Annotated in this window: 14 protein-coding genes; 5 read left to right on the top strand and 9 right to left on the bottom strand. The window is 52.0% G+C overall.

Annotation, left to right across the window (positions count from 1 at the left end):
• Positions 1 to 21 precede the first annotated feature (21 nt).
• From meaB to AC5FXQ_RS15040, 9 genes are all read right to left on the bottom strand, one after another.
• Entirely contained in the window at positions 22 to 1,002 is a 981-nt protein-coding gene (meaB, locus tag AC5FXQ_RS15080) for a methylmalonyl Co-A mutase-associated GTPase MeaB (protein WP_493603252.1), read from the bottom strand.
• A 130-nt stretch (positions 1,003 to 1,132) separates the two neighbouring features.
• Positions 1,133 to 2,284, bottom strand: a complete 1,152-nt coding sequence (locus tag AC5FXQ_RS15075) for a TolB-like translocation protein (protein WP_493603251.1) — start codon at positions 2,282 to 2,284, stop codon at positions 1,133 to 1,135.
• 147 nt (positions 2,285 to 2,431) lie between these two features.
• A complete protein-coding gene (gene treF, locus AC5FXQ_RS15070) occupies positions 2,432 to 4,012 on the bottom strand; it encodes an alpha,alpha-trehalase TreF (RefSeq protein WP_493603250.1) in 1,581 nt (526 codons plus the stop codon).
• Positions 4,013 to 4,323: 311 nt separating this feature from the next.
• Entirely contained in the window at positions 4,324 to 4,575 is a 252-nt protein-coding gene (locus tag AC5FXQ_RS15065; protein ID WP_493603249.1) for a hypothetical protein, read from the bottom strand.
• A gap of 86 nt (positions 4,576 to 4,661) precedes the next feature.
• Positions 4,662 to 5,315, bottom strand: a complete 654-nt coding sequence (locus AC5FXQ_RS15060; protein ID WP_493603248.1) for a hypothetical protein — start codon at positions 5,313 to 5,315, stop codon at positions 4,662 to 4,664.
• Positions 5,316 to 5,454: 139 nt separating this feature from the next.
• A complete protein-coding gene (locus AC5FXQ_RS15055; RefSeq protein WP_493603247.1) occupies positions 5,455 to 5,862 on the bottom strand; it encodes a hypothetical protein in 408 nt (135 codons plus the stop codon).
• A gap of 173 nt (positions 5,863 to 6,035) precedes the next feature.
• On the bottom strand, positions 6,036 to 8,180 hold the full coding sequence (gene scpA, locus AC5FXQ_RS15050; protein ID WP_493603246.1) for a methylmalonyl-CoA mutase: 2,145 nt from the start codon (positions 8,178 to 8,180) through the stop codon (positions 6,036 to 6,038).
• 165 nt (positions 8,181 to 8,345) lie between these two features.
• On the bottom strand, positions 8,346 to 8,717 hold the full coding sequence (locus AC5FXQ_RS15045; protein ID WP_493603245.1) for a YybH family protein: 372 nt from the start codon (positions 8,715 to 8,717) through the stop codon (positions 8,346 to 8,348).
• 91 nt (positions 8,718 to 8,808) lie between these two features.
• A complete protein-coding gene (locus AC5FXQ_RS15040; RefSeq protein WP_493603244.1) occupies positions 8,809 to 10,644 on the bottom strand; it encodes a methylmalonyl-CoA mutase family protein in 1,836 nt (611 codons plus the stop codon).
• Between the two features lie 170 nt (positions 10,645 to 10,814).
• On the opposite strand from AC5FXQ_RS15040, the gene AC5FXQ_RS15035 reads away from it, so the two are divergent.
• The 5 genes from AC5FXQ_RS15035 to AC5FXQ_RS15015 all read left to right on the top strand — a co-directional run bounded on the left by AC5FXQ_RS15035 (position 10,815) and on the right by AC5FXQ_RS15015 (position 13,766).
• A complete protein-coding gene (locus tag AC5FXQ_RS15035; RefSeq protein ID WP_493603243.1) occupies positions 10,815 to 11,438 on the top strand; it encodes a phage integrase SAM-like domain-containing protein in 624 nt (207 codons plus the stop codon).
• Positions 11,439 to 11,527: 89 nt separating this feature from the next.
• Positions 11,528 to 12,133: a hypothetical protein gene (locus AC5FXQ_RS15030; RefSeq protein WP_493603242.1), complete on the top strand. Its 606-nt coding sequence runs from the start codon at positions 11,528 to 11,530 to the stop codon at positions 12,131 to 12,133.
• A gap of 106 nt (positions 12,134 to 12,239) precedes the next feature.
• Positions 12,240 to 12,506, top strand: coding sequence for a hypothetical protein (locus AC5FXQ_RS15025; RefSeq protein WP_493603241.1), 267 nt, complete (start codon positions 12,240 to 12,242; stop codon positions 12,504 to 12,506).
• An 85-nt stretch (positions 12,507 to 12,591) separates the two neighbouring features.
• Positions 12,592 to 13,083 carry a lipocalin-like domain-containing protein gene (locus AC5FXQ_RS15020; RefSeq protein WP_493603240.1) on the top strand — a complete coding sequence of 164 codons (492 nt, stop codon included), beginning with the start codon at positions 12,592 to 12,594 and terminating at the stop codon, positions 13,081 to 13,083.
• Between the two features lie 32 nt (positions 13,084 to 13,115).
• Entirely contained in the window at positions 13,116 to 13,766 is a 651-nt protein-coding gene (locus AC5FXQ_RS15015; RefSeq protein ID WP_493603239.1) for a DUF4468 domain-containing protein, read from the top strand.
• Positions 13,767 to 13,807 lie beyond the last annotated feature (41 nt).

Genomic DNA, 13,807 nt, shown 5'->3' with positions numbered 1-13,807 from the left:
TGTGCCGGCTGTTTTTTTTTGCTACACCAGTTTCAGCAGCTCCGACGCCGCTGCAAAAGCCGACTTCCTGCCTTCCATTACCTGATCGGCTATACCTGGCAGCTGGTCCTTCACCTGCTGGTGTGCATAGAAATTATCCTCCAGTCCTTGCCGTATGGCTTCATACATCCACTGCAGGTTTTGGTCGTGACGTTTTTTCTCAAAAAAGCCGTTCTGCTGGGTTAGCTCCAGATACTCGGTTATGGTTTGCCAGATGGTGTCGAGGCCGGTTTGCTCTATCGCCGAACATACAGACACTTTAGGCAACCAGCCAGAGGCAGCCATCGGGTAAAGGTGCAGGGCGTTCTGGTACTCGGCGCGAGCGGCTTTGGCTTTCATGGCGTTCTCGCCATCGGCTTTGGTAATAGCAATCGCATCAGCCATTTCCATGATGCCACGCTTTATACCTTGAAGTTCGTCGCCGGCACCCGCCAGCATGAGCAGCAGGAAAAAATCGACCATGGCATGAACCGCTGTTTCGGATTGGCCTACCCCAACCGTTTCCACAATGATGGCGTCGAAACCGGCTGCTTCGCATAGGATGATGGATTCGCGGGTGCTGCGGGTAACACCGCCCAGCGACTTGCCGGCAGGAGAGGGGCGGATAAAAGCCTGCGGATTAATGGAGAGCGACTCCATTCGGGTCTTGTCGCCGAGTATGCTGCCGCCTGTGCGCTGTGAGGTCGGGTCAATGGCAAGCACAGCCAGCTTTTTGCCCTGCTCCTGAATCAGGTGATTGCCAAAAGCTTCAATGAAAGTACTTTTGCCCACGCCCGGCACACCGGTTATACCTATGCGCACCGACTTGCCCGCATGTGGCAGCACCTGGTTGATAACGTCCTGCGCCAACTCCAGGTCCGACGCCAGGCGGCTTTCCACGAGTGTGATGGCGCGACTCAACATGACCCGGTCACCGGCCAGGATGCCCTCTACATACTTTTCAGCGCTGAAACGTTTTGCCAAGGCGGTATAGCTTTAGGTATAGAATCGATTGTATTACAAATTTAGAATTTATGCGTTACCGAGCCAGCTATTTGTACGAAACAAAAAAGCCGGACAAACTGCCCGGCTCCGTTAATCCCTATCTTATACCTTACTTCACATTAGCAGACCTTGCTGCACCAGACCGTATACCTTGCGGGAAGTTTGGCAGACCGAGGTCGCTTTTGCGTCCACCGAGGTGTAGTCCCATGTCTACATAGCCGCTCTCTTTGCCCAATGCGTTTGGTTTGTTGATCACACCAAGATGAATATTGTCCTGACGGGCCACATACATCCTGCCATTCGGGCCCATTTGTATAGCACCGATGCGCGGACTGCCGGAAGTTCCTACTATTACAGCAGACTTGGCAATGGCGGCTTCGTCACCAGCCTGCAGGTCAAATTGGATGATCTGTGCCTTTCCGCCGCCTTTGCCGTTGGCGGTGCCGTAGAGTTTAGTCCCATCCGGAGAAAAGCACACGCCATAGGCTTCTTCATAGCCTTTTAACAGGATTGGGTCCGATACCTCACCCGTACTACGGTCGAAGCGGAGCACTTCGAAATTGCTGTCGCTATCCCACAAGGCAGCTGCCAGACGGGTGCCATCAGGAGAAGGTACCAGGTAGCCAATCGCTTTTCGGTGGGCGCCGCCATGCACCGTGCCCACGTTGCTCATCACCGGTTCCATGTTCACACCATCAGCCGTCACCAGATAGGCCATGTAGGCATTGCTGTTCCAGCGGTGTGCGATCACCCACCAGTCGCGGTTGTTGCTATGGCGTATGGCGGTGAGCTTCTCGGTAGCCGGTGCGATCATGAACACGTTGCGGGCGGTGATGGCGCCGTTTCCCTCGTCTTTGTTCATGTTCACCACAGTGTAGCGCAAGCCATTGGACTGCGCCTGTATGTCCGTCGTGAAGATGTAGAAGATGCTGTCAGAAGCGGGCTTGGGTATGATCAGGGCAGATTGGGTGGAGGACTTCATGCCCATCAGCCCATTGCCATTTGGCATCACGCGGTGGTGCTTGTTCCAAACAGTAATGCCGTTGGTATAAAACAGCAGATTACCCTCTTTGTCGGAAATTGTAGCGCTGCCCTCTTCGGTGTGCAGTCTGCTATGTTGCAAAGCCGTCACGCTATCGCCTCTAAAAACCAATCCGGCTCCTTTGCCGAAGTACCAGTTGGCTGTCTCGCCCTGCGCAAAAGCTGTGAAAGTGCTCAGCAACAGAGTGGTAGCTACAAGGATATGTCTAAACTGCATCATAAGCGATTTTATAGATATAACGCTCCTGTTGCAAACTGAGTGCCAGTTTCCGGATCAATCTGCAAATCAGGTATAGCAAGTGCCAGCTATACCTGATTTGCAAAACGCTATACCTATCCTGTAGTTGCGCTGTAGATCAGGTATAGCCTAACGGCTTTGCAACATAGCAGGCTGTCGTTCAGCGATAGGGCGTAATTCAGGGTATAGCGATAGCAGTTTGAGGAAAACGCCGTTAGTCCACCCAAAGCCATCCTGGTTAGGATATTCCCCGCCGCCTGCCTCGAGTTCGAGGTTTTCTACGTTATACTTCTCCACCATTTTGCCTGTGTTTTCGTGTACTTCAGTGCCGAGGGTAATCCAACGGGTTGCGACAGTGCGGGCCAGTTCTTCGTGCTTATAGTTGCGCAGTGCCTGTATACTCATCCACTGCAGCGGTGCCCAGCCGTTCGGCGCATCCCATTGCTGGTCAGTGTGCACCAAGGTAGTAGCTAGTCCACCTGCCCTCAGGAAATCGCTCTGCAGGCGTTCGGCCACGGCAGCAGCCTGGCGGCGCTTCGCCATGCAAAAGTAAAGCGGGTAAACAGCAGCCAGTGTCGGGATGTTGGTCGTGGTGCCCTGCACAAAATCATAATCGTAGAAGAAGCCGTCTGCCTCGTGCCACATGTGCTGGAGCACCGCTTTGCGCCGGGCCTTGGCTTTCTGGCGGAACAGACGCGCCTCAGCAGGGCTGCGCTCCAGTTCGGCCATTTCCGCCAGTGTCAGTTCCATGTGGAAGAGGAGCGAGTTGAGATCCACAGGCAGAATGTCGGTGGTATGGATCGTGCTCAGATTTTGCTTGTCAGCGAACCAGCGGCTGCTGAAGTCCCAGCCCGACTCGGCGGCGGCTCTGATGTGGCGGTATACCTCCTCCGGCTGCCTTCCGGACTCCTGCGCGATATGCACGTCTTCTTTATAGGCTTCGGGGCGCGGAGCCGGTTGGTCGTCCCAGTAGCGGTTGAGGATGCTACCATCCGGCAGAAGCACTACCCGTCGGTGAGTCGGGTTGGCAGGGCTAAGCTGCTCGGCACCGTCCATCCAGAAAGTATATTCTTTGCGAAGCGCGGAGGCATATTTCACCAACACATCGGGGCCCATCTCCTGGGTGAGCAGGTGTAGCATCAGCGCATAAAAGGGTGGTTGGGAGCGGCTGAGGTAATAGCTGCGGTTGCCGTTCGGTATATGACCGGTGGTATGGATGAGGTGCGTGAAATTATCGACCATGTGCTGGATCAGGGCTTTTTCGCCGCTTACCTGCAGCCCCAGCATGGTGAAGAAGCTGTCCCAGTAGTAGATTTCCTGAAAACGGCCTCCCGGTACCACATAGGCATGGGGGAGTGGAAGTAGCGAACCGCCACTTTCATCAGGCATGCGGGTGAGCACAGGCCAGAGCTGTCGTATATGCGCTGTTACGGAGAGGCTGGTATCGGTTGTGAAATTAGAAGAAGGCTGCGTCGGTAACAGAAAATGCTCCAGTACGAACTCCTTTAAATCGAAGCCAGGCTGCGCACGTTGCTCTCGGTAAGCCTGCAAAACGTGCGCTGGTTCCTGCAAAGGCACACAATCGGCAAAGGTCTTTGAATCCGGGAAAACAGGCAGGAGCTGCACATCACGAAAAAGCTCTTGTAAGTCGGTCTCCGGTCGGTACTGGGCCTGTACCGGGGAAGGAGCGAAAATATAAGATAAAAGCAAAAGAATCAGGTTAAGTAAGAAGTATGATTTTTTTGATTTGCCTTGCTTCATGGTCAGCGCATTTTATATGAATCTGTATTCATACGAATTAAGGAAGCAAGGGGTCAAGTATACTATTATGCAACCTATTACACAAGCTCTGAACCGAGAAGATTATTTGTTTCCTGAATACCTGCAGGAAAATCTTGAAATTGTATGAAGCGTTCTGTCCGCTTGAAAGTGTTACTATTGTAATATAAAAAAAGCGGGAGACAGCCTGATGAGCCTCCCGCTTTTTTGTTGAGTTTTATACCTGTTTGAATTACAGTTGTTTACATAGTGGTGCCCCCTGTGGTGCTACCGCTTGTAGTGCCGGTTGTGGTGGTGCCGGAGGCATCTGTGCCTGTACCACCACTGGCATTCTCAACCCGGTTGTCTTCCAACGAGTCGCTGTTAATGTCCCGGGTTTCAATAGATTGATTATCCGGTACAGATTGCTGATTCTCGTTCCCGCAAGATGTTAACAGCAAAGAAGCTACGCCCAGGCATAGGCCGGCAGTTAGTGAGGTCCATTTTTTTTTCATAGTCTGTTATCAGTTGTAGTGAATTGTGGGAATTATATTCTGGTTGCGGCAATAAAGAAAGTGCCGCAACCAGAATATGGTTATAATTAATTGCCTGTGGTACTACCAGAGGTTGTGCCAGTCGTGGTGCCACCAGTTGTTGTGCCTGTATTGGTACCACCAGTAGTCGTACCGGTTGTCGTGCCGGTTGTAGTACCCGTAGTGGTGCCGGTCGTAGTACCTGTGGTCGTACCGGTCGTAGTGCCTGTGGTCGTACCAGTCGTAGTACCGGTTGTAGTTCCAGTGGTTGTTCCAGTAGTAGTACCGGTTGTAGTTCCAGTGGTTGTTCCAATAGTAGTACCCGTTGTAGTACCTGTAGTCGTTCCTGTTGTAGAACCGGTCGTAGTTCCCGTAGTGGTTCCGCCAGTTGTAGTACCACCAGTAGTTGTTCCGCCAGTCGTACCTCCAGTAGTTGTCGTGCCGGTCGTTGTGCCGGTTGTGGTTCCAGTGGTAGTGCCTGTGGTCGTACCTGTGGTCGTACCAGTAGTAGTACCCGTTGTAGTACCAGTCGTAGTACCCATTCCGGCAGTATCTTCAGGCATGACATAGCCGTTACCTTCTATGCCGGTTTCCTGTGTGTCGCCTTGCGTGGTTTCGGGTGGCATTTCTGAGTTATCACCCTGTTCTCCGCCGCAGGAGGACATAAGAAGAGCCGAACTTATAAAGAGAGAGGCAGCTGCTGTTTTCCAAATCATTTTCATAGCATAATAGTTTTTAAGTTACACATCCTCTCTTTTACGGTTAATTTGAAGATGCGCTACAGAAATATGCCGGTAATAAATGGGGGTTACTACTTAATTATCAATAAGTAGTAATGTCAAAACAACACAAAAAGGTGATTTAACGGCTAAATGGATGCCGCACGAACGATACCTGTCCCATGGCGTCTTTCTCGTAGCGGGCTAAGGTATAGGGCGCAAACTGCGGATCGAAGTTCTGTTGTCCGGGCTGCACCTGATCCGGTACTGGCTGGTTGTTCAGAAAGAAATAGACTCGTGTGGTGCCATACTTGGTATGCGGCATGTAATTGCCGTATTGCTCCATCTCCTGCCACAAGGTATCGGCAACCGTCACTGCGTAAATCCTGACGATCGGGCCAGTATTGTTCTCGTTACGGTAGAAGGCTACTTCTTTGAAATCACCTTCCAAGTCATCGACACTGGGTTGAGAAAAGGAGTCGTAGACGAAGTAGATGATGAGGGCGGCAGCTAGGCCAAGCAGGAGGTATTTCGTTGACTTGGATGACATAACAGAGTTTTGTGATTACTACAAAGGTACGGTTTAAAAAGGCCCTGGGCAAAGTACTGGTGTGCCGTATACCCTTCAGAACAGGGAGTGTGTCTGAAAGAACTTCAGATCAGAAATAAAAAAGCTGCAACCAACCAAAGTCAGCTGCAGCTTTCTAATCTTTAAGCTAAAACCTACTCCACAACCCTTCTGATCAACTGCTCAAGAATGTTCTGAGCGGCTACTGAGATAATGGTCCCCGGGCCGAACACACCGGCAGCGCCTGCTTTGAACAGGAAGTCGTAGTCCTGGGCAGGTATAACGCCGCCTACGATCACCATGATGTCCTCGCGACCAAGCTTGCGGAGCTCCTCGATCAGCTGCGGTACCAGTGTCTTATGGCCTGCTGCCAATGAAGATACACCCACCACATGCACGTCGTTTTCGGCGGCTTGCATGGCTACTTCGGCCGGTGTCTGGAATAATGGGCCTATGTCCACGTCGAAGCCGAGGTCGGCGAAGGAGGTGGCGATGACTTTGGAACCGCGGTCATGCCCGTCCTGCCCCATTTTAGCGACCATGATGCGTGGTCGGCGGCCTTCCATTTCCTCGAATTGGTCGGCCAGCACCTTGGCCCGCTCGAAGTTCTCGTCGTCGGAGAGCTCGGCAGAGTAGATGCCTGATATAGAACGTATCACTGCTTTATGTCTTCCGTAGATTTTCTCTAATGCGTCAGAAATCTCACCCAGCGTAGCGCGGTGGCGGGCGGCGTTCACGGCCAGTTCCAGCAAGTTGCCTTCATTTGACTCGGCAGCAACTGTCAGTGCTGTGAGTGCTTCTTCCACGGCCTGGTTGTCGCGGCTTTCTTTTACCTGCGCCAGTCTGCGGAGCTGCGATTCGCGTACGGCCGTGTTGTCGATGTCGAGGATGTCAATTTCCTGAATCTGGTCCGGGCGGTATTTGTTTACCCCCACGATCACATCTTTACCAGAGTCAATACGGGCCTGCTTACGGGCGGCGGCTTCCTCGATGCGCATCTTCGGCAAACCGGTCTCGATGGCCTTGGCCATACCGCCGAGTTCTTCCACTTCCTGAATCAGCTCCCAGGCCTTGTGTGCGATCTCGTGCGTCAGGGCCTCTACATAATAAGAACCTCCCCAAGGGTCCACCACTTTGTTGATATTGGTTTCCTGCTGCAGGTATATTTGCGTGTTGCGGGCAATACGGGCTGAGAAGTCGGTTGGGAGCGCGATGGCCTCGTCGAGTGCGTTGGTATGCAAGCTTTGGGTACCGCCCAGGGCAGCAGCCAAGGCCTCCACGCAAGTACGGGTCACGTTGTTGAACGGGTCCTGCTCCGTTAAGCTCCAGCCGGAAGTTTGGCAGTGCGTGCGCAGCGCCAGCGATTTCGGGTTCTTCGGGTTGAACTGCTGAATGAGCTTGGCCCACAGCATACGGGCGGCACGCATTTTAGCGATTTCCATGAAATGGTTCATGCCGATAGCCCAGAAGAAGGAGAGGCGTGGTGCGAACACGTCGATGTCCATACCTGCTTTCAGACCGGTGCGCACATACTCCAGACCGTCGGCCAAGGTATAGGCCAGCTCGATATCGGCGGTGGCGCCTGCTTCCTGCATGTGGTAGCCCGAAATGGAGATGGAGTTGAAGCGTGGCATGTTCTGCGAGGTATACTCAAAGATATCGGCGATGATCTTCATGCTCGGCTCCGGCGGGTAGATGTAGGTGTTGCGCACCATGAACTCCTTCAGGATGTCGTTCTGGATCGTGCCGCTCAGCTGCTCCGGCGTCACGCCCTGCTCTTCGGCGGCCACAATGTAAAAGGCCATGATCGGCAGCACGGCCCCGTTCATGGTCATGGATACCGACATCTGGTCCAGTGGAATCTGATCGAAGAGGATTTTCATATCCTCCACCGAGTCGATGGCCACACCGGCTTTGCCCACGTCACCCACCACACGCGGATGGTCGGAGTCGTAGCCGCGGTGCGTGGCCAGGTCAAAGGCCACGGAGAGGCCTTTCTGACCGCCCGCTAAGTTGCGACGGTAAAAAGCATTGGATTCCTCGGCGGTGGAGAAGCCGGCATACTGGCGGATAGTCCAGGGCTTCTGCACATACATAGTGCTGTAGGGCCCACGCAGGTATGGCGGCAGACCAGCGGCAAAATCCATATGCTCGAAGCCTTTCACGTCCTCGGAGGTATAGTAGCTTTTGAGCGGAATCTGCTCGGCCGTTTTCCAGTCCTTCGGCTGCAACGGGTCTTTCGGGCCGTGCTCCGCCGAAGCGACCTTGTTGATATCTATGTTCGAAAAGTCAGGTTTCATTGGTTAGTTTTGAATGAGTGATTGAGTGAATGAGTGAGTAGGTATTCGTCAATTCATCCGCTCATCAAAATCCATTTTTTACTTTATAGTCCAGAATGAGATCGTAAGTGAGGTACATTTCAAAATTAATTCACTCAATCACTCATTCACTAATTCAGTCATTTCCTAGCTCGCGTGCTCGGAGGTGATGACCCAGCGTCCGCCAATCTTTTTCCAGAGCTGCGACGATACGCCGCCCATCAGCTTTTTATCCTGCAGGTCGATCTTCCAGCGGTACACGTAGTACACGGATTCCGGGCCTACCTGCTCGATGTGCAAAGGCTCGTAGGTATACTCGCCCATTTTGCTGCGGTCGGTGAAGTCAGTCTGGAACATCTCCAGCACTTCCTGCCAGCCTTTTTCTGTACCGTTGCGGCTGATCCAGAGCATGTCCGGCGACTCCCAGTAAAAGTCCATGGCCTTTTCCAGTTCGCCTTTGTTCCAGGCGGCCACCTGCCCGTCAAGGGCTTGTTTTACTTCTGATATTGCGTCAGCCATAGCGATGCGTTCGTTTTTTACAGTTTTATCTGTGTGTGTTGTGCAGGAAACTGCCAACATACTTGTGAGCAGGAGAGTAGCAGCGAAGTGCTTAGTTCCCATTGCTGTCCTCATCCCGGGATAGCCTTTTCTGCACCAACTCCAGAATGGTAGACATATCGCAATCTTCAAAGATGAACTCGTCATAGCCATTGGCTACCATCTCGTCCTTCATTTCCTGCGGATTGTCAGCCATGATGATGGTTGGCCTATCCTTGTGGCCGCGCAGCCTTGGTCCGAACTCACGGGCGTAGGTCTCTTCTGGTGTAGCCACAACCACTACCTCCGCAGCTGCATGCAATAACCTGTCGGCAGCCTCGTGTGGGTCGTTGTATTGCTGCAATTCCGTGTCGAAGCCGGCGCAACTGAAGAACTCCTTTGCAAAAGTAGCATTCACATGCTGCCGCTCGGAGCTTCCAATGACGGCCACTACTGCTCTCGGGCGGCGCTGGCGCTTGCGCAGGTGCAGTTCAGTAGCCATACGCATCACCTCGGTTGGGTAGGCGGCGCGGGTCGTGTCGAAATCGGCACGCTGGATCAGTTCCTCCGGGTCGAACTCGATCTTCTCTTTCGGATTCGGGTATTTGTTGGTGCCCACCAGCACCATGCGGCCCGTGGCAATGTCGCGGAACTTCTGGCGGTTTACTTCTGTGATGGAGCCTAAGATGAAGCCATTGTCATAAGCGGCTTCAAAACCTCCCTGTGCTTCCACGTCTTTGAACAGCTCCCACGCTTTAGAGGCCAGTTCGTTGGTGAGTGAGTCCAGGTAGTAAGAGCCGGCGGCAGGGTCCACAGCCTTGTCCAGGTAAGATTCCTCTTTCAGGATGATGGACACGTTGCGGGCAATGCGCTCCGAGAATTCATCGGAGTCCTTGAAGGTGCTGTCGAAAGGCAGTACGGTAAGGGAGTCAGTACCGGAGAGAATCGCTGACATGGCCTCAGTGGTCACGCGGAGCATGTTCACATAAGGGTCGAGCGTAGTCTGGTACCAGCTGGAGGTTGTCGTGTGGATGCGCAACTTAGCGGCCAGTGCCGGCTCTGCCTGATAGGCTTCCACCACGGCAGCCCACAACAGGCGCAGGGCTCGCAGTTTGGCGATCTCAAAAAAGTAATTGGTACCGGCACCCATGCAAAACTGCATGTTGCGCAGCACCGATTCAAGCGGCTCGCCAGCTGTGGTGAGGCGATCTGTATAAGCCACGGCGGCACTCAAGGTATAGGCCACCTCCTGTATAAGCGAAGCACCGATACTGCTGAAGTTGGTGCCGCATACCGTTATCCCGTAAAAGTCGCTGCTGTCTTTGGTCAGGTCGAGCACAGTGGTGATGGCTTTGCTTTCTGCTTCGCTCAGCACCCCTTTGCCTGACATCGGATCGTAGTTCAGGAAGCCCTTCAGGTTGCGGTGGGAGATGTTCTGCGCGGAAAGCAAGGTATAGAGCTTCTTTAGAAACGCAGCCGGATCGTTGCTCAAGGTATAGCTGACAGACTGTGTCGTCAGGTCGATGCTCCCGGCCAGGTAGGCAAGGTCAAATGCCGCTGGATCTTCCACTACAAAATGAACGCCGTCGGCGCCTCTGCTCAGTGCGTCTGCCGCTTTGTCGATGGCGGCTTTGCCATTGGCTTTCGCTTTTATCTTCTGGATGTTTTGCCAGCTGTTATCGCTGCCGGCATTGCCGCGCAGAAAAGGGAAGTCTCCGGGTTTATGTTGCGCAAATGGCAGGTTTTCAAAGTCTTCGCGGGTATAGTAGGGCTTGATCGTGATGCCTTCATAGGTTTGCCAAGTGAGGCTCTCGAGGGGTGTTTCACGCAGGTCTTTTTTTGCGCGTTCCGCCCAATCGGTTGCCGTGGCCGGCTTGAATTCTGAGAATAGCTTCTGCTCGTCAGTCATCGTGTATGGGTGTTATTTCCTGTAAAGATAGCAATATAAAACGCTATCAGGTAATATACGTGCTAGCGACGCGGAAATTACCTTTATGCTAAAATTTATGCGTCGTAAACACTTGGAACAACTGCATATGTTGCATACTTTGCGTCACAGTCTACGTCACAGTATAGCACATGATCTCCTGCCAGTTCTACCTCCACAATTTCACCTCCACCAAAGGCAAGAGCTCCATCTACTGCCGGGTGCACGCCAATGGTCTCTACGAGCTCCGCGCCTCCACTCATGAGCGTGTTTTACGGGAAGCCTGGCACCATGATAATCAAAAAGTGCTGGCCAGAAAAGAGAAGTACGCCTCCGAGATAAACAACCGCCTGCAGCTCATTGCCGGCCGTGTGCAGAAGGAGTTCAGGGCAAAGCTTGATAACGGTGAAGAGCTTTCCGACGAAGACCTGAAGCGCATTATCCGGCCAAATGATAAGAAGGCGAAGAAAGGGCCAGTGACGGTGCAGGAGTACTTCGACGCATGGGCTGAGGACTACAAAGCCAAGAAGAACCGAGGCAAGCCAAACGGGACTGAGGGGCACTCCTACGTGAACAACATGCAGGTGGCAGTATCCAAGATGATTAAGTTCGACCCGAAAGCTAAGCCTTCGGATCTTGACAAGGCATGGGTAAGCCGCTTTGAGCACTGGCTGATGACCGAGTACGAGATTCAGGATTCTTCGCTTTCGCTTTACTGGCAGGTGCTGCGCAAGCTGCGAAAGATGGCCGATCTGTCGACAGAGCATATCAGCTGAACCTGCCAGATATCTCACAGAAGGACTTCTTCAAGGCCATCCGCTCGATTTTCGACCTGATGCCAAGCTTTGACCCTTATAGCAATACCATGCGGCTGGTGCCATTTCGTGAGCTGGAGGTGAACAAGGCCAAGGCACTGGACTGGTCAGCCAAGCTGGTAAAGGTAGGCCCGGTACCGGTACAGTACAGGTTCGGTGAGTTCGCGCAAAAAAGCTGGTTCAGGTATAAGGCTGATGAGAGGGGAGGTCAGGGAGATCATTACCTGGTGATCGATGACCAGCAGCTGGAGAAGGAGAAAGACCTGGTGACGCTGCCATTTACTGCTTCGGAGGAACGTGGCGGCCTGCTGTATATGCCTATGTTCGAGCAGGATCAGGACGGCAACTGGAAGCGGGTGAAGGTGGAGCCAAGAATAGCGGTGCTGAGACGTGACTATATGCTGAGCCTGGCACGGTCAGAGTTTGCGCCCATTAGCTTCGAGAACCTGTTGCCGGCTTATTTCGGTGTGCTGCAGGGCATCCTCGACAGGTGCAAAGGCATTTCGCCACATTTCCTGTTGGCCGCGCAGGACGTGCAGAACTACGACTGTTCTATACCTGTCTGGCTGGACCAGTATCAAGGTTACTTCTACCTCAACAGTATTCATGAATTTACGGGCCTAGAGGCCACTGAGTGCCATCTTTGGAGATTGTAAGTGTTCATAACGTGATCTTTACATGTTACCTTTTGTGTTAAACCTTCCTTTTTTAAGACTATTTTTATGTGGAGCTTCACCCATGTTTCATTTTAACCACATACTTATGAAAAGAAAACTTATCATTCCAATGTTGGCTTTCCTGCTGGTAGGAAGTGCTCCTCTTGTTGATGCATTGGCAGCTCCTTCAGTTGAAGCCTCTATGAATGACCCTGTGTGGTGGTATCAGGATGGATACAGATTCGGCAGGATGGATGCCTCTGCCGGAAGACCGTATGGATCCTCCGCTGACCAACCTGCCAACCTGACACCGGAGGAGGCAGCGGCCTGGTGGGCAGGCTATGACGCAGGGTGGAGATCTGTAAACCCGTAATCTCTAACTTAAAGCCACTCTTAAATAGGGTGGCTTTTTTATTTATACCTTGCACCCTATATTCACTTCTTCTTATACTTACCCCATGAAACGATTTTCCTTCTTCTTTGCAGCTGTGCTTGGCCTCTGCCTTACCGCGTGCAAGGAAGATGAACCTGCGCCTAATCCTACCCCTGAAAACCTTATTCTCGGTAAGTGGCGGATCGAGACCATGGAGGATATTGCCCTGACTATGAAAGGGGAGACAATTTCCCGCGAAACAGAAACGTACGGCCGGGGCTTCTTTACTTTCCAAAATGACAGAACGTCGGTCATAAGCGGTGAAGGTACATGCCATTGCCCCATAAGTGGGAGCGGCAATTACCGTGTAGAGGAGCTGAATGGAAAGACTATCCTAATTCGTGGGGAGGACTGGTATGCAGATACGGTTCAGGTGACTACCCTGAACTCTGAAAAGCTGGTGTGGGAGAAGTCTTGGATACAGGGGCAGCATTACCATGAAAACTTCCCAGGTATCCAACTCTGGTTCGATAGAGACATCCACAAACACATAACCACCCTTACCAGGGCAGAATAATTGAACTTAGTATTTAATGTGACTACAAGCTTATGAAAAGTCTACTACTCACCTTTCTGATCTGCCTGCCTCTTTTCTCCTTTGCCCAGTCCACACCTCCAAGAGATGATAGCGGAAAGATAGTGTACTCTGAAGTGGTGACAGCTGAAGGCCTATCACAGCAGGAGCTGTACAGCCGCTTGCGTGAATTCTATGTGAAGAATTTCGGATCAGCTGATGAGGTTATCCAGATGGATGATAAAGAAAGTGGCAAAATAATAGGCAAAGCATTTACTGATATAGTGGTAAATGATGAGAAGGTGTTGGAAAAACGAAGGCTGTGGGATACACTAAAGATCGAGATGAAAGAGGGAAGGTATAGGTTTGAGCTTAACGACTTCTTAATGCAGCGTTACTGTATACCTAGAATGCCTGTGTCTTGTGATATACAAACTAAGCCTATAGAGGCGGAGTTGATACTCGCTCCTGCCAATAAAGTCAATAAGAAAGGGAAGCCCTCGCAGGGGTATGTATCATTTGAGACTGAGTTAAATAAAACGGCTGAATCTCTTATAGCTTCTATAAAGAAGAAGCCGTTAATAGCACAAGTTCCAGTTGGTAACTATTGGTCTGTAAATATATACTTTCTCTGGCAGCTTATGAAAAATAGGCGAGGTGCAGGTGTATTATGGTCATGCTTATAACTGTACGTGTACAAAGGAGCGCAGGTATAAGGGATCTTGCT

It is taken from the genome of Pontibacter sp. LHS1 (assembly GCF_058932855.1).
This window is presented reverse-complemented; position numbering and strand designations above follow the sequence as displayed.

Coding starts and splice junctions, on each gene's coding strand:
- AC5FXQ_RS15075 (WP_493603251.1), bottom strand. CDS start 2,284: ATGATGCAGTTTAGACATATCCTTGTAGCTACCACTCTGTTGCTGAGC.
- AC5FXQ_RS15065 (WP_493603249.1), bottom strand. CDS start 4,575: ATGAAAAAAAAATGGACCTCACTAACTGCCGGCCTATGCCTGGGCGTA.
- AC5FXQ_RS15060 (WP_493603248.1), bottom strand. CDS start 5,315: ATGAAAATGATTTGGAAAACAGCAGCTGCCTCTCTCTTTATAAGTTCG.
- AC5FXQ_RS15055 (WP_493603247.1), bottom strand. CDS start 5,862: ATGTCATCCAAGTCAACGAAATACCTCCTGCTTGGCCTAGCTGCCGCC.
- scpA (WP_493603246.1), bottom strand. CDS start 8,180: ATGAAACCTGACTTTTCGAACATAGATATCAACAAGGTCGCTTCGGCG.
- AC5FXQ_RS15045 (WP_493603245.1), bottom strand. CDS start 8,717: ATGGCTGACGCAATATCAGAAGTAAAACAAGCCCTTGACGGGCAGGTG.
- AC5FXQ_RS15040 (WP_493603244.1), bottom strand. CDS start 10,644: ATGACTGACGAGCAGAAGCTATTCTCAGAATTCAAGCCGGCCACGGCA.
- AC5FXQ_RS15035 (WP_493603243.1), top strand. CDS start 10,815: ATGATCTCCTGCCAGTTCTACCTCCACAATTTCACCTCCACCAAAGGC.
- AC5FXQ_RS15030 (WP_493603242.1), top strand. CDS start 11,528: ATGCGGCTGGTGCCATTTCGTGAGCTGGAGGTGAACAAGGCCAAGGCA.
- AC5FXQ_RS15025 (WP_493603241.1), top strand. CDS start 12,240: ATGAAAAGAAAACTTATCATTCCAATGTTGGCTTTCCTGCTGGTAGGA.
- AC5FXQ_RS15020 (WP_493603240.1), top strand. CDS start 12,592: ATGAAACGATTTTCCTTCTTCTTTGCAGCTGTGCTTGGCCTCTGCCTT.
- AC5FXQ_RS15015 (WP_493603239.1), top strand. CDS start 13,116: ATGAAAAGTCTACTACTCACCTTTCTGATCTGCCTGCCTCTTTTCTCC.